Below are 14,915 nucleotides of genomic sequence, written 5' to 3' on the forward strand. Positions count from 1 at the left end.
TTCGGAACCGATCCAGCCATACGGTTGAGAAGCCGATTTGTTCCAAGGGGATGCGTTAATTCCGGCTGGCGCCGTAATAGGCTGCGAGCGCCCGGATATCCTCGCCACTCAGGCCCGCCACCGCCTTTGTCATGACGTCAGCGAAGGGACCGCCGCCGCGGATTCCAGCTTTAAAGAGGCTGAGCTGGTTTTCGAGATAGGCTGCGGGCTGCCCGGCAAGACGGGGGTAGGCGGGATTGATGTCGGCTCTGTCGTGACAGGCACCACAGGCGGCAATACCCCGGGTCTTATCTCCTACTTCCGCAAGCGTTCTGCCGCGATCGATTGTCCCGGAAAATGGTCCGGACCGTTCCGGCGTGGTGTGGCGGGCAAAATAGGCAGCCAGGTTTCGACGGTCCTCATCCGATGTCTGCGACAGCGCGGCCTGCATGACCCCACTTGGCCGTTTTCGTGAGACAAATGCCGTGAGGCTGTCGCGAAGATAGCTTTCAGATTGACCGGTAAGCTGCGGGATAAGACTGGTCTGGTCGAGCCGTTCGGATGAATGACAGCCCTCACAGGTTTTCAAGAGATGTGCAAAGTCTCGAGACTGGGTGGCGGAGAAGGCGGCAAGGCGGCGATAGGTAGTCGTGTTCATCTGTGGGTAGGCCCGCACGAAGGCCACCATCGCCCAGACCTCATCTTCCCGCACCACTGCCGGCCAGGCGGGCATGCCGGTATAGCGTACGCCATGCCGGACAATCTCGAATAGCTCTGCATCGCTCCAGCTTCCGGCGACGTCTTTCAGGTCTGGTGGCGGTGGTAGCATGTTTTCAGCCGCGGCCGGGCGCGGCATGGCGGGGGAGCCGTGACAGCCGGCGCAGCCGATCTCGTAATGACCGGCGGCAAGCGGCAACATGGCCGGCGTGAAGGCGGGAGGCTCCGTTCCAAGCGAGGCAGTGCGTACCGATGATCGCATGACCCAGTGCAGGAACCAGTCCGTGACCCGCCAATGCCCGGTGCTGGCGCGAATATCGAGAAGGCCGGACCATGCGAAGAGCATGCCGGCTGCGGCCAGTGCCAGAATTGCGGCGGTGATCCGCTTCCAATCCAAAATCATCGGCAGTGCTCCGAGGATGTGGGCTTCAGGATATCGGCAAGCAGGATGACGGCTCCGAGCAGATAGGCGGCGGCGCCGACCATCAGCATGATCACGCCGCCGAGTTGCTGATCGGCTTCCCGGCTGAGCATGATCCCCAGACAAATGACATCGCCTGCGCCATAGAGGGGGCGAGGCGCAAGTGTCAAAAGGACGCCAAGCAATGTCATATGGATCGAGGTGAACAGCAGACCGACAATGCCCGCGAGCCGCCGAGGCCCCTCAGCTTGCAGCCGGAAACACGCGGCCCAGAGCAGAATACCGGCGAGGAGGAAACTGGCCTGCTCCGCAATCATGGCATCAGCGCCGGTTTCCGCCAGTTTTCTCATGGCTGGCACATGCCAAACCCAGACCACCACCAGCTCGATTAGCGAAGCGAGGATCGGTCCGGAACGACCGAGATGTGGGGTCGGATCAAACCGGGTGGCCCTGATCGCCACGGCCAGGAATGGCGCTGCTATGGTAACGGTCGTCATGTGCACGATCATGTGGGCGACCAGCGAGCCGCTGCTCCAGCTCAGTGCAAGAAGCACAAGGGCGAGCAACAGGGCGGTTATGCCTGCTGTGAGAGGCGCTGTTTTCATCGGGCGCAAACCTCGATGAACAGCAGCGGAACCGAAACGAAGATGACCGCAATGAAACTGAGGCCGGAGAGCAACAGCGTTGCAAAACCCTGAAACAGCAATCGGTCGTGGCGTGTGGGCGCGTCATGGGGCGGATCACCACTGCCAAAGCCCCATTGCCGCCACGAAAGCCAGGCTGCGGCGAGAATGGCGACCAGTGCCACGACCGTTATGGCAAACAGGCTCAGGCGAAGCCCGTCAAAGGAGAAAGGAGCCTCTGATGCCTTCGCGCAATAAATTGCCGCTGCTGCATAACAGGCCAGGAAATGCAGCGCCCAGACGACCGGCCCGGTAAACAGCGTCCACAGCGTTTCTACTTCCCTGGGGATCAGGCGCATCACCGCACCTCCGGAAACAGGCCAAGCACCCCAAAGGATATCATTGCCGTGATCATGAGGAAGTGCCAGTAGAGCATGACATTGCGCAGATCGGCATCGTAGCTCGCCGTCAGCCGCCCGGCAAAGCTCCCGGCCAGGCAGTAAAGTTGCATGATGATGGCGACGAGGCCGTGCAGAACGGTCCACAGGGAAATGACCCAGACGATTGCGGGATAGACATGGACGGTCGGCTGCATGTCATGCAGGTAGGGCCCGGCCAGCCCGGCGAGACAGGCCGCAAGCGTGATAGGGACAGAACCGAGAAGCGATAGTCGCGCCATCCACACCCGATCGTTCGCATTGGCATGACGGGCAAGCAGCATGGCGAGCCAGGCAACGGCGAAGAGCGCGACCGCCACGATCGGCCAGCCCGCACCCGGGCCGGGCAGACCTGCGGTGAAATCCGGATGGATCGTCCAGTAGAAGAAATAGCCGAACATCAGGCTGGCAAAGGCCGTGCCATCCCCGGCCATGGTGATGAACATCGCCCACCAGCCGACGGAGGCCGGGCCGGAAACATAAAGCGGCAAGGTGACACCGAGCCCTATATCTCTCTCGTTCCGTTTGGGGATTTCGCTTGTTCCCGTCCACAGCCATATCAAGATTGCGCCAAGTGTCACGATTCCACACAGCACTGTCAGCAGCCACCAGTGAAACGTGAGCGCGATGAAGACGCCTCCAAGCGAGAGCGCCGAGATTATCGTGAGGTAGGATGTGCCGCCAACGCGCAGGCATTGCACTGGCTCGGCATCGAGCACGGATGTCACAAGCGTTTCGCGCCGGCCATCCTGCGTCTCCGGAAGATAGAAGCGGCCCTTGTTGACGTCGTCGATCAGTCCCGGCTGGTCCCAGAGCGGGTAGCGGCTCCTGATAATCGGGATGGAGCGGACGCCCCAGTTTTCCTCCGGCTCGCTGATCCATTCCAGCGTTCCGGCATTCCACGGGTTCATCTTCCCCTTCGGTTCGCGGTGCTTGGGGCGCAGGATGTCGATGACGATGAGGGCGACACCGGTGGCAAAAATGAAGGCGCCGACGGTGGAGATCAGGTTCAATAGGTCCCAGTCGACCTCGGCGGGATAAGTGAAGACCCGGCGCGGCATACCGCGCAGGCCGGTCAGGTGCATTGGAAAGAAGGCGACGTTGAAGCCGATGAACATGAGCCAAAAGGCAATCTTGCCCAGTCTGTCGGAAAGTTTGCGCGCGTTGATCAGGGGATAATAATAATAGATGCCCGCCACGACTGGAAAAAGCATGCCGCCAATGAGCACGTAGTGCAGGTGCGCGACGACGAAGTATGTGTCATGCGCCTGCCAGTCGAAGGGCGCGAGCGCCACCATCACGCCGGTCAGCCCGCCGATGACGAAGATCGCAAGTCCACCTGCGCCGAACAGCATCGGCAAGGAAAAAATTACCCGGCCAGCCAGCATGGTGGCGATGAAAACGAAAATTTGTACGCCCGTGGGAATGGCGACCGCTTCAGACGCAGCCGAGAAAAAGGCGAGCGAGATCTGCGGCAGGCCAGTGGTGAACATGTGATGCACCCAGAGACCAAAGCTTAGGAAACCGGTGCCAACCGCCGCAAGGACGATCCAGGAATAGCCGATGATCGGACGCTGGGCGAAGGTCGGAACGATCATCGCCATGAGGGCGATGGCGGGTAAGAAGATGATGTAGACCTCCGGGTGGCCAAAGATCCAGAAAAGATGTTGCCACAGCAGGGGATCACCGCCGCGCTTCGCATCGAAGAACGGCCAGTCGAACATCCTCTCCATTTCGAACAGGATGTCGCCGGCGATCAGCGGCGGAAACGCAAAAAGGATCATGCCCCCGACGATCAGCAGATACCAGGCAAACAATGGCATCATGTTGATGCGCATGCCGGGCGCACGGCACTTCATAATACCGACGATGATTTCGACTGCTGCAGCGATCGAGGCGACCTCGATGAAGGAGAGGCCGAGCAGCCAGATATCGGCGCCGATGCCGGAATATTCCTTGTCGGTCGCAAGCGGCGGATACATGAACCAGCCGGAATTGGGGGCCGCGTTGAAAAAGATCGATCCGCAGACGAAGACACCCCCGAGCGCGAAACTCCAGAAACCGAAGGCGGAGAGCCTGGGGAAGGGCAATTCGCGTGCCCCCAGCATCGAGGGCAAAACGAAGATCGCCACAGCCTCGAAGATCGGCACGGCAAACAGGAACATCATGACGGTGCCATGCAGGGTGAAGGCCTGATTGAACATGTCCGCGGACAAGAAGTCGTTGTCGGGCACGGCGAGTTGCAGTCGGACCAGAAGAGCAAGTACGCCCGCAAAAAGCATGAAGATGAAAGCGGCCGATCCATACCACAGGCCGATCTGGGTGTTGTTGACAGAAGTCCAGTAACGCCATCCTGTGGGATTGGCCCAGACGCGGCGCAGCTCCTCCTCCTGCACGTGGGCTGTTCTTTCCGAGGATGCCGCGTTCGTCATTTGAGCCCCCCGAGATAGCGGGCCATGTCGTCGATCTCGCGCTGAGGCAGCATGTCGAAGGCCGGCATTTTTGCGCCGGGCTTGACCGAGACAGGCGAGCGGATGAAGCGGGCGATATTCTCCGCCGTATTGGCAAGCGCGCCGGCGCCGATCGAGTGGCGAGCGCCGACCAGGGTTAGGTCAGGCGCGGTTGCTCCGCCGATTTTCTCACTGCGCAGAGAATGACACCCGAGACAGCCGTGCCGTAGCATCAGTTCCCAGCCTTGATCGGCGGATCTTTCGTGGCCGGAAATCTGGCGGCGGCGCCAGACTTCGAAGTCCTCCTGTTCCATGACAACGACGGAAAAGGCCATGTAGGCGTGGGACGTACCGCAGAACTCGGCGCAGGGCGCGCGGAAGATGCCGGTGCGTTTCGGTGTCAGTGTCAGGAAATTGGTTCTGCCGGGGATCATGTCCATCTTGCCGCCGAGTGCGGGGATCCAGAAGGAATGAATGACGTCTGTCGCATCGAGTGAAAACGTCGCCGGCTGCCCGACGGGCAGGCGGATTTCGTTGGCGGTCTCGAACCCTGGATTGCCGTTGACGCCAGGATATCGGATGCGCCACCAGAACTGCTCGCCAGTCACCTCGATCGCCCCATCCGTACCCGCGAGCGGATTCCATGGACGAATGACCGGCATCAGCCAGACCGCGTAGACGAGCAGGGCGAGAAGCACGACCACTGGAAAGGCGACGCCGCCCCAACCGATGAGGGCGCTGGCCCATGCCGGCGACCACGATGTTTGTCGATGCCGCGCCGCGTATGTGTAGAGAGCCGAGACGCCGAGCCAGATTGCAACGCCGCCGATAACCATCACGATGAAGAGGCGATAGACCGCTTCCGATTCTTCTCCGGCGGGATCGAGGGCGGATTGTTGTCCGCCGCAGCCTACCAGAATGAGTGCGGTGAAGGGGAGGAGATATCGCAGGATTGTCGGAGCCCCCCTTGTGTTCGACCTTCTAAGCTTTCCGATATGGAGCGGCGTAAGCCGAGGGCAAGGTCCCTTACAAAACCCAGCTCGCCGGGAACCATTGCGATCCATGATCGTTCGCCTCCCAAAGGAAGGAGCACATCATGTCAATCGAAGACTATGCAAGGTCCTTGCTGGCCGAAATGGGAGCGAAGTCCGATACGAAACCGGCCGACGCAGCTGAGCCAGCGGAAGACAAGCGGCAAAAACCCGAGCCGAACAAGCCTGATCCTGAGGAGGTTCAGTACCCAGGTTACTTCGAAGGAAGCGGCAGCCTCTGACTGCCAGCGCAAACCAGAAGCATCTCCTCGGCCCAAGGTCCTTGCGTGCGCGCCGCCTAGATCAGGAACACATCCTCGACTGCTCATGTGTTGAAGCTGATCGAAGAAGCTTTCGGCTCACCCACGATACAAAGCCCCGCATCAGCCGGATGGCGGCAAGGTGAATGCGTTGTCGGTACACCGCGGAAAATCGTGGCTGCGCCCACGTCGATCATGAGGAGTGACGCCTGAGGAGCTGATTTTGCAGTTCAGTTTGGGCCGGCGTGGCGCGTCTTCGATCCTGACGCTGGTCAGCCGTGTCCAAACGGGCAGCTCACCGGCTCCGTCACCGGCGTAAGGTTGCGTTGAGAGCGAAATGCTGCCGATCTCTCGTGGGCCAGCTTTCTGAGCCGCATAATGGAGCCCAGAGGTTGGTGCGCTGCAACGCCGTTCCAGGGGCTAAAGCGCATGCCATCATCGACAGCTTCCGCACGTTCCTCATTCCACGCGGGCTGCGGCCCTGCAACGATGCGAGCGACGGTGACGAATGGGCTCTTCGCCTCATCCCAGGCATCCACACCTTCGATCGGCATGTTGTCGAGGTCAGTGCAGAGTTGCGCCCGCAGATGCCACACGGCTGTTTCGCTTTCAAAAAACGCCTGGACGCCGTGCCGTATGACCTCTGCGTCTTGCGACGTATCAACTTTGCGGTCAGCCAGGACCTTGAGATTGTCTGAGGCAGGAACGATAGCGTATTTGGCGATGTAGCGGCCGTGGCGTAGCGGCAGTTGGGTAAAGAAGCTATCGCCGAGAATATGCGTCTGGGGATTGCCGCCGAGCGCCTTGAGCAAGGCGCTTTCGGTGCCAAGCGTTTCAAGTGTGCCTTCGACCTTCTTCAGAATGCTGGCAAGAACTTCCTTCGTGCCTTCCAGGCGGTCGGTCGTGGCGGCGAGCAACTTGAGATTTTTCAGGAAGGCCTTTCTACTCGGGGAATTGAACTCCTTGCCGGTCACCATCACGAAATCCTGGCTTGTCGAGTCTTCAGAACCGGCCAGCCGCTCGCCATCGACATTCATGACCTTCAGCGCCATGCCACGCGGCGTCGAAACGCTGTCATGCCGAAGGTCGCCGGGTGTCGTTGAAAGACGGATGATGGCCGCTTGTGTACCGGGCGTTGCAAATACGCCCTGCGCCAGCTCCGGCGCCAGGTCGTTGAGGATTTCAACTTTTGCTTCGATCAGTCCGTGGCTCTTGGCATGGACCGAGCGCATGGCATGACCGCTATCGGCATAGGTCTTTTCCGCAATCGACAACATGGTCGTCGCCAGTTCTCGCGCTGTTTCAGGTTCATCCGGCTGAAGAGCCTCGACATCAGGCGAAAAGGGAAGAGGTGTGACTGGCATTTTGCTGATCATTGTTCTGTCCGTTCTGTAAGAATTTTGTCCAGCGTGATCGGGAAGCTGCGGATGCGTTTGCCCGTCGCGTGGAAGATGGCGTTGGAAACGGCGGCCGCGACGCCGACGATGCCAATCTCACCAAGACCCTTGACGCCGATCGGGCTTGCCTTGTCGTCGTCCTCATCCACGAAGATCACGTCGACATCCTCGATATCGGCATGGGCGGGAACATGATACTCGGCGATATTGTGGTTCATGATGCGGCCGGTGCGGTGATCGACCAGGCCTTCCTCATGTAGCGCAGAGCCGATGCCCATGACGACGCCACCCAGGATCTGGCTGCGTGCCGTCTTCGGATTGAGGATGCGCCCGGCGGCAATGGCGCTGACCACCCGGGTCACCCGCACCACGCCCAGCTCATCGTCGACCCGGACTTCCACGAAGACCGCCGAATGGGTGTAGGCAGCAAACTTGCGCATGGTCATCATGTCGGGACCCACCTTGGCATGTTCCTCGATGCCGGAAAGGCCCGCGCGTTCCATGATCTCCGAAACGGGCATGCCGATCTGATGGTTCGCTTCCAGCACCAGCCGGCCATCGGCGATTTCAACATGTTCTGCCTTAGCTTTCGCGAGTGGAGAGGTTTCCAGTTTCTGCGCATGTTTCAGCAACGTGGCAATCACCGATTTGGAGGCTGCCTGTACCGCCGAACCTGTCGAGGCTGCCGTCCAGGAGCCGCCCTGCACTCCCGTTTTCGGGAGGGTAGAGTCGGCAATCCGGACTGTTACATCGCGCAGCGGAATATCGAAAGTATCGGCGCTCAGTTGGGCAAGGATCGTATAAGTCCCCGTGCCAATATCTGAGGCTGCCGCCGATACCGTCACCTTGCCATCGCCGGAAAGCCGGACGCTGGCTTCGGCCGGCGACATCGTGGCCTCCCATATGCCGCTTGCCATGCCCCAGCCGATCAACTCATGTCCTTCACGCATGGATCGGGGCTCGAGGGATCGTTTCGACCAGCCGAAGCGGGCTGCACCCTCGCGGAAGCAGGCGTGCAGAGCCTTCGAGGTAAATTCCTTGTCCTGCATCTGGTCTCGGTGAGCGAAGTTTTTGACACGAAGCTCAAGCGGGTCGATGCCGCAGACGTAGGCCAGCTCGTCCATTGCTGTTTCCAGCGCCGTTACCCCGGTTGCTGCACCAGGTGCGCGCATGTCTCCCGGCGTCGATACATCGAGCTTGGCTATCTCATAGCTGATCTTGACGTTGTCGCATTTGTAAGCGAGCGCCGACCAGTTGGCGACGTTCTCCTGATAATCCTCGTAGCGCGACGTTGCATGAACCGCGTCGTGCATGACGGCCGTCAGACGCCCTTCCTCATCGGCTGCAAGAGAGACGGTCTGAAAGCTTGATGGGCGCCAGGTCAGATAGAACATCTCGCGACGGCTCATCTCGGCCTTGATCGATCGCTTCAAATCGAGACTGGCCATAACCGCGAAAAACAGCTGGTGCTTTGGCCGGAGTGCTTGCCCGAAGGCGCCACCGACGAAGGCATTCTTGACGACCACTTTATCCGGATCGAGACCAAAGACCTGACAGATATATTCGTGCGAATTCTGCGACCCTTGGGTCTTGTCGTGGATTGTCAGTTCGCCGTCCTTTTTCCACAGAACCGTTGTGGCGAAAAGCTCCATCGGGTTGTGATATTCACCGCTCATCTCGTAATCGGACGAGATGCGATGCGGCGCTTCCTTAAATGCCTTTTCGGCGTCACCGCGCGGCGGCGGCGGTACGAGCTGCTTCATGCGCGGAACCGGGGGCGCATAACGGTTGGGAAGCTCGCTGCGCAAATCCGTGTGCGGACGAGCGGCCGCGTAATGGATCTTGATAAGGGCCGCGGCATCGCGCGCCGCCTCGAAGGTTTCGGCGACCACGAAGGCAACCGGCTGACCGTCGAAGAGGATGCGGTCGCTTTCCAAGGGGCGCAAAGGATGGCCGGGGAGGGCCACCTCATCTTTCCATTTGCTGTCGCGCCATGCCGTATCAGGCCTGTTTTCGTGGGTGTAGACCTTGATCACGCCCGCAAAACGTTCGGCATCGGTCGCATCGATCGCAAGAATTCGACCCGTGGCGATGGTCGCCGGCAGGACATACCCGAAGAGCATAAATGGCTCATAGTGCTCGGCAGCATAGGGCGCGCAGCCGCTGACTTTCAACGGGCCGTCGATGCGGGCTGTCGGCACGCCGACCACTTTGGATGGATTGAGCATGGTCTGGGCTCCCTGTTATTGTATTGCTTTTACAGCCTGGTCCTGCGGCGTTCCCGCCGCAGCTTGGCGCAGCGCCCGGATGATCGCGTTGCGGGCGAGCAATATCTTGAAATCATTCTGCCCTTGGCCCTTGGCGTCGATCAGTAGCCGCTCGGCGATTTCCCGGAACGTGGATTCGCCTATCGCTCGATCGGCGAATTCGCGCTCCGCAAGCGTGTCCCGCCAAGGCTTGTGGGCTACGCCGCCAAGCGCAACACGAAGGTCGATGATGCGGCCCTTGTCGATTTCGATGGCTGCGGCAACGGAAACGAGCGCGAAGGCATAGGAAAGGCGGTCGCGTATCTTCAGATAGGTGTGGTTTTGGCCGAAAGGATTGGGGGGCAGTCGCAGGCCAGTAATCATTTCGCCGGTCTGCAAGGTGTTGTCCCGTTGCGGCTCATCGCCTGCAAGCCGGTGAAAATCAAGAAAGGCGATTTCTCGCGCGCCCTGCGGCCCTTCGACCTCAACCACCGTGTCGAGTGCAGCGAGCGCAACACACATGTCTGAAGGATGAACAGCAATGCAAGCCGGGTTAGCCCCGAGAATGGCGTGGATGCGGTTCACACCGCCGATTGCAGAACAGCCCGATCCGGGAGCACGTTTGTTGCAAGGCGCAGCAGTGTCGTAGAAATAGTAGCAGCGGGTGCGCTGGAGCAGGTTTCCACCTGTCGTGGCTGCATTTCGAAGCTGCGGCGACGCGCCGGCAAGGATGGCGCTGGACAGTAGCGGAAAGCGAGCTTTCACGCGCTCGTCGTACGCGACAGCCGAGTTGCTGGCGAGGGCTCCGATGCGCAAGGCCCCATCGGGAAGATCGGTAATCTCCTTCAAGGGCAGGCTGTTGATATCGATGATCATGCCCGGATGCGTGACATCGTATTTCATCAGATCGATCAGATTGGTGCCGCCGGCAAGTAGTTTTGCATCCGGGTTTTGTGCAAGCGCCGCAATGGCTTCCTTTACGGTTTCAGCGCGGTTGAAAGAAAAGGGTCTCATTCCGCAGCCTCCTTGACGGGCCGGATTCTTTGCGTGTCCATGACCTCCTCGATGGCATCGGCGATATTGGTATAGGCGCCGCAGCGGCAGAGATTGCCGCTCATCAGTTCGCGGATCTCGGCACGGGACCGGGCGTGGCCTTCTTTGACCAGGGCCACGGCGGAACAGATCTGCCCGGGAGTGCAATAACCGCACTGATAGGCGTCATGTTCGACAAAGGCTTCCTGCATCGGATGCAGTCCGTTTGGCGAGCCGAGGCCTTCGATGGTGATGATGCCAGCGCCGTCGAGAGATACGGCGAGCTTCAGGCAGGAATTGATGCGCTCGCCATCGACAAGAACCGTGCAGGCGCCACACTGTCCATGATCGCAACCCTTTTTTGTGCCGCTGAGCTCAAGGGGACCGCGCAGAAGGTCGAGCAGCGTTGTCCACGGGTGGAGGGTAAATTTCTGTCTTTCGCCATTAATCGAAAGCGAGATCTTGCAGACCGGAAGATCGGGGGAGCGCGCATCGGCCATGGACAATTCCTTTCACATGTGAAGGAAGCGTAACGGCAGCAGATGCACATTGTTCCTGACGGGAGGGCACACTTGGCTCCTCCCAGCTCTTTCACTTCTTTCAGTCGAAGAAAGGAAGCATCGTGAAAGAGAAAATTCTGACCTCCGCCGGTGGCGGGAGGACATACATTCTCGTACTGGACGAGGGCGATGAAGCGCTCACCAGCATTGTGGCCTTTGCGGAAAAGAACGAAATTTCGGCTGCCTCCGTGACGGCGATCGGCGCGTTTCGTGAGGCAACTGTCGCCTTTTTCGAGTTTGAGGCCAAGACGCACCGTGAAATTCCAGTCGCTGAGCAATCCGAAGTCTTGAGCATGATCGGCGACATCGCGGTTGACGACGCCGGCAAGGCCAGTTTGCATTTGCACGTGGTTCTTGGGCTATCCGATGGCAGTACGCGTGGCGGCCACTTTATCAGGGGCTGTGTGCGGCCGACATTGGAGGTGATCGTGCGGGAAACAGCCGCCAATCTTCGCCGCAGGAAAGACGAAAGTCTGGGTATTGCACTGATCGATCTGTCGGCAGAAGCCTAGGGGTATTATCTCAGCGCTCAAGCCGCGAACTCTAAAATGACGGAGAGCCCCAGGGTCTGTGCATCCCGTGCATTTTCGACGAGCACGATCGGTGCATTGATCCGATAAGGCTCCGCTATGGAGAAGCAAAGAGACCAAAGTCTTTGCATCCCCGCGAACGGTTTTGGGGCGGGGACTTCGGTCGCGTCGCGATCGATGCGAAATCACGACGGATCTTCGCGGTATAGGAGGGCGAAATGGGTGCCTCAGGATACGGGGTTTGGGTGTTTGGTTCGCCCCCTGACAGCAACGCCTTGCCCAGAAAATCGCAACCAGGGCGTTTGCAATTTCCGCCTTTGCCCAGCCCGCGCGGACTGCCTCTTCGATCGGTCACTCGACTTTACCCTCTGACGCATCTTTGCAATCCATCACGTCCTTCGCGATGTCGTCGCAAGCTGTCTGCTTCATCAGAGCCGCGAACGTCGTCCGCGCCTCCATCGCAGCCGTTCAGACTACCTGCATCGCGCTCCGAAGCGATCGGTCTGCCAATGAAGTGATTATGTCCGGAACGCTAGGTGACATTTGTGTTGTGCGGGAATGTGGTCCATACCATCCCTAGATCGCGCTGCGTTGGGATTCGACCAAGTTCTTCAACATTAGCGGCAGAATTCCACCCGCCTTCAACGTGTCGAGCTCAGCGGCCGTCTCGATCGCCGCGACAGCTTTAAATGTGGTGTTCTCGCCCCCATAACGTTTAATGACAATGCCGATTGGACAACGCGGCGAGATCAGGTCTTCCTTGGCATGGATCTCAATGATGTCACCCGACTTCATAGCGAGCTCATCTGGTCCCAAACCCTCCGGCAGTCTCATTGGCAGAATGCCCATACCGATAAGATTGGAACGGTGAATTCGCTCATAGCTTACAGCAAGGACCGCGCGTGCTCCCAGAAGCGATGCTCCCTTCGCTGCCCAATCTCGCGACGAACCCATGCCGTAGCGTTCGCCAGCAACAATCACCACGGACTGTTTGCTCTCGGCGTAGCGATTGGCGGCCAACCAGAGTGGGAGGACTTCGCCTGATGGCGTATGAATTGTCGATCCCGGTGGAATATCGCTCCCCAGGAGATTTTGAACAGTTCGGTTTGTATATAAGCCGCGAACCATCGCTTCCCAGTTGCCCCGCCGCGAAGCGTGAACGTTAAGGTCTGTTGGGACTTCTCCTCGCTCGACGAGATACCGGCCCGTTTCACTTTGCGCCGGGATCGCTCCAGCTGGCGAAATATGGTCCGTCGTGATGTCGTCACCGACAACGATCAGCGGATGCGCCTCGTACGTGCCGAGCAAGCTGCCTTTTCCGAAGCCTGCGAACGGCGGCCTGCGGATGTAGGTCGACGTCTCGTCCCACGGAAACAATGCTGTCGCGGGCGCCTCGACATCATGCCAAGCCTTGCTGGCCTCGGCTTCGTCATAAGCTGGTTTGAAGTCCACCGCATCGGAGGCAAGTGTAACGGCTTCGTCGATCTCCTCGCTCGTTGGCCACAGCATCGACAGGGTCACCGCCTGCCCATCGGGCGACCAACCGATTGGGTCCGTCAGAATATTCAGTTCGACGGTTCCTGCCAGCGCGAAGGCCACGACAAAGGGAGGCGATGCGAGGAACCCGGCCTCAAGCTGCGGGTGTACGCGTCCCGGAAAGTTTCGGTTACCCGAGAGAACAGCGACCGGGAGTATTCCTCGTTCCGTCATTGCGACGGCGATCGGTTCGGTCAATGGTCCGGAATTGCCAATGCAGGTTGTACAGCCGTATCCGACAATCCCGAATCCGACCGCTTCAAGATCCTCCAATAGCCCCGACCGCCGCAGGTATCGCTCTGCTGTGGGCGATCCCGGCGCGAGCGACGTCTTCACCCAAAGCGCCGGATGAAGACCAAAAGACCGCGCCTTTCGCGCCAGTAAACCCGCCGCGATCACGAGTCGCGGATCGGAGGTGTTGGTACAGCTTGTAATAGCCGCGATGGCGACCGCACCATCGTTTGGTTCGGAAGTGTCGGCGCCAACCACCGCTCCGCGTTTCATCGACGCGATCGCCGCAGCAGTGTCGCCCACCGATATCCTGTCCTGAGGACGGGTCGGTCCGGCAAGGCTGGGCTCAATTGCCGATAGATCGATCTCGACCACATACGTGTAGCGGGGTGTCTCCTCCGGATCGAACCAAATCCCGACGCGCTTTGTGTAGGCTTCGACCAGATCGACCTGCTCCGACGTTCGTCCCGTCGTCCGGAGATAGTCAATCGTGCGGCCATCGACCGCAAAGTAGCCGGAATTACCGCCAAACTCGGGCGTCATGTTAGCGACCACCGACCGGTCGCCGGCCGTCAGCTCCGACACGCCAGGCCCAAAGAATTCGACATACTTGTCCTGAAGGTCGCTCTTGCGAAGGATATGCGTCACAGTCAGCGCAAGATCGGTCGCAAGCACCCCATCGCGTAGACGTCCAGTCAGGCGAACGCCGACCACATCAGGCACCCGGAGCGACACGGGCATGCCGAAGAACACGCTCTCCGCTTCCAGCCCGCCGACGCCCCATGCGAGAACGCCAATGCCGTTGATCATCGGCGTATGGCTGTCCGTACCGATCAACGTGTCGGGCGCGGCCCAATGGCGACCGTCCTTCGCGATGGTCGACACGACCGTCGCGAGGCGTTCGAGATTGAGTGTGTGCATGATGCCGGTACCAGGCGGATGTACGCGAAACCCGGTGAGCGTATTGGTCGCCCACTTCATGAAGCGATACCGCTCGGCATTGCGCTCGAACTCGCGTTTCATGTTGAGTTCGAGCGACGCAGACCCGCCATAGGCATCGACCGCCAGGGAGTGGTCCGTCGAGACGTCCACCGGGACAACGGGATTGAGAAGCGCGGGATCATAACCCGCTTCTGCCAGCGCCGACCGCATTCCGGCGATATCAACCAATGCAGGACCGCATGTGGTATCGTGCATCATGACGCGATTGGGAAGAAAAGGAATCTCCAACTCACTCGAACCCGTCGCAAGCCAGTCAATGATCGCAGCCTTGGCTCTCGCAGCGTCTTCGCCTGCTGTTCGAAGAACGTTCTCCAACAGGATGCGGTGAATATAGGGGAGCGACCGAAGCCGGTGCCCAACCTCCGCTGGCAGGTCGATGACGTCGTACGCCACCCCGTTTACCGTGAGTTTCGATATGATGGTCATCCCAACTCTCTCAATCGCATGTCCGTTTTGGAAGAGG

Annotated in this window: 12 protein-coding genes; 2 read left to right on the forward strand and 10 right to left on the reverse strand. The window is 59.6% G+C overall.

Annotated features, from left to right (window positions below; genetic code table 11):
• Positions 1-55: 55 nt before the first annotated feature.
• Genes ASC96_RS04215 through coxB form a run of 5 tightly spaced genes read right to left on the reverse strand, consistent with a single transcriptional unit; the run spans position 56 to position 5,691 of the window.
• On the reverse strand, positions 56-1,099 hold the full coding sequence (locus ASC96_RS04215; RefSeq protein ID WP_060501697.1) for a c-type cytochrome: 1,044 nt from the start codon (positions 1,097-1,099) through the stop codon (positions 56-58).
• On the reverse strand, positions 1,096-1,722 hold the full coding sequence (locus tag ASC96_RS04220) for a cytochrome c oxidase assembly protein (protein WP_060501699.1): 627 nt from the start codon (positions 1,720-1,722) through the stop codon (positions 1,096-1,098). The genes ASC96_RS04215 and ASC96_RS04220 overlap by 4 nt, the downstream gene beginning before the upstream one ends.
• Positions 1,719-2,099 (reverse strand): hypothetical protein, encoded by a 381-nt coding sequence (locus ASC96_RS04225; RefSeq protein WP_060501701.1) that lies wholly within the window; start codon positions 2,097-2,099, stop codon positions 1,719-1,721. The genes ASC96_RS04220 and ASC96_RS04225 overlap by 4 nt, the downstream gene beginning before the upstream one ends.
• Positions 2,099-4,609: a cytochrome c oxidase subunit I gene (gene ctaD / locus ASC96_RS04230; protein WP_060501704.1), complete on the reverse strand. Its 2,511-nt coding sequence runs from the start codon at positions 4,607-4,609 to the stop codon at positions 2,099-2,101. The genes ASC96_RS04225 and ctaD overlap by 1 nt, the downstream gene beginning before the upstream one ends.
• Entirely contained in the window at positions 4,606-5,691 is a 1,086-nt protein-coding gene (gene coxB, locus ASC96_RS04235) for a cytochrome c oxidase subunit II (RefSeq protein ID WP_082511931.1), read from the reverse strand. Before coxB ends, ctaD begins: the two co-directional genes overlap by 4 nt.
• Before the next feature lie 32 nt (positions 5,692-5,723).
• Between coxB and ASC96_RS32425 the strand changes: the two genes are divergently transcribed.
• Positions 5,724-5,900, forward strand: a complete 177-nt coding sequence (locus ASC96_RS32425) for a hypothetical protein (RefSeq protein WP_156397364.1) — start codon at positions 5,724-5,726, stop codon at positions 5,898-5,900.
• 290 nt (positions 5,901-6,190) lie between these two features.
• Here ASC96_RS32425 and ASC96_RS04240 read toward each other — a convergent pair whose 3' ends face one another.
• Genes ASC96_RS04240 through ASC96_RS04255 form a run of 4 tightly spaced genes read right to left on the reverse strand, consistent with a single transcriptional unit; the run spans position 6,191 to position 11,093 of the window.
• On the reverse strand, positions 6,191-7,294 hold the full coding sequence (locus ASC96_RS04240) for a catalase family protein (RefSeq protein ID WP_060501707.1): 1,104 nt from the start codon (positions 7,292-7,294) through the stop codon (positions 6,191-6,193).
• Positions 7,291-9,543 (reverse strand): xanthine dehydrogenase family protein molybdopterin-binding subunit, encoded by a 2,253-nt coding sequence (locus tag ASC96_RS04245; RefSeq protein ID WP_060501709.1) that lies wholly within the window; start codon positions 9,541-9,543, stop codon positions 7,291-7,293. Before ASC96_RS04245 ends, ASC96_RS04240 begins: the two co-directional genes overlap by 4 nt.
• 15 nt (positions 9,544-9,558) lie before the next feature.
• Positions 9,559-10,575, reverse strand: coding sequence for a xanthine dehydrogenase family protein subunit M (locus ASC96_RS04250; RefSeq protein WP_060501711.1), 1,017 nt, complete (start codon positions 10,573-10,575; stop codon positions 9,559-9,561).
• Positions 10,572-11,093: a 2Fe-2S iron-sulfur cluster-binding protein gene (locus ASC96_RS04255; RefSeq protein WP_060501713.1), complete on the reverse strand. Its 522-nt coding sequence runs from the start codon at positions 11,091-11,093 to the stop codon at positions 10,572-10,574. The genes ASC96_RS04250 and ASC96_RS04255 overlap by 4 nt, the downstream gene beginning before the upstream one ends.
• 122 nt (positions 11,094-11,215) lie before the next feature.
• Between ASC96_RS04255 and ASC96_RS04260 the strand changes: the two genes are divergently transcribed.
• On the forward strand, positions 11,216-11,665 hold the full coding sequence (locus tag ASC96_RS04260; protein ID WP_060501715.1) for a PPC domain-containing DNA-binding protein: 450 nt from the start codon (positions 11,216-11,218) through the stop codon (positions 11,663-11,665).
• Positions 11,666-12,259: 594 nt separating this feature from the next.
• Here the strand turns inward: ASC96_RS04260 and acnA are convergent.
• On the reverse strand, positions 12,260-14,878 hold the full coding sequence (acnA, locus tag ASC96_RS04265) for an aconitate hydratase AcnA (RefSeq protein WP_060501717.1): 2,619 nt from the start codon (positions 14,876-14,878) through the stop codon (positions 12,260-12,262).
• Positions 14,879-14,915 lie beyond the last annotated feature (37 nt).

Source organism: Rhizobium sp. Root1204 (assembly GCF_001424965.1).
Taxonomy (GTDB): Bacteria; Pseudomonadota; Alphaproteobacteria; order Rhizobiales; family Rhizobiaceae; genus Pararhizobium.

Coding starts and splice junctions, on each gene's coding strand:
- ASC96_RS04215 (WP_060501697.1), bottom strand. CDS start 1,099: ATGATTTTGGATTGGAAGCGGATCACCGCCGCAATTCTGGCACTGGCC.
- ASC96_RS04220 (WP_060501699.1), bottom strand. CDS start 1,722: ATGAAAACAGCGCCTCTCACAGCAGGCATAACCGCCCTGTTGCTCGCC.
- ASC96_RS04225 (WP_060501701.1), bottom strand. CDS start 2,099: ATGCGCCTGATCCCCAGGGAAGTAGAAACGCTGTGGACGCTGTTTACC.
- ctaD (WP_060501704.1), bottom strand. CDS start 4,609: ATGACGAACGCGGCATCCTCGGAAAGAACAGCCCACGTGCAGGAGGAG.
- coxB (WP_082511931.1), bottom strand. CDS start 5,691: ATGGATCGCAATGGTTCCCGGCGAGCTGGGTTTTGTAAGGGACCTTGC.
- ASC96_RS32425 (WP_156397364.1), top strand. CDS start 5,724: ATGTCAATCGAAGACTATGCAAGGTCCTTGCTGGCCGAAATGGGAGCG.
- ASC96_RS04240 (WP_060501707.1), bottom strand. CDS start 7,294: ATGATCAGCAAAATGCCAGTCACACCTCTTCCCTTTTCGCCTGATGTC.
- ASC96_RS04245 (WP_060501709.1), bottom strand. CDS start 9,543: ATGCTCAATCCATCCAAAGTGGTCGGCGTGCCGACAGCCCGCATCGAC.
- ASC96_RS04250 (WP_060501711.1), bottom strand. CDS start 10,575: ATGAGACCCTTTTCTTTCAACCGCGCTGAAACCGTAAAGGAAGCCATT.
- ASC96_RS04255 (WP_060501713.1), bottom strand. CDS start 11,093: ATGGCCGATGCGCGCTCCCCCGATCTTCCGGTCTGCAAGATCTCGCTT.
- acnA (WP_060501717.1), bottom strand. CDS start 14,878: ATGACCATCATATCGAAACTCACGGTAAACGGGGTGGCGTACGACGTC.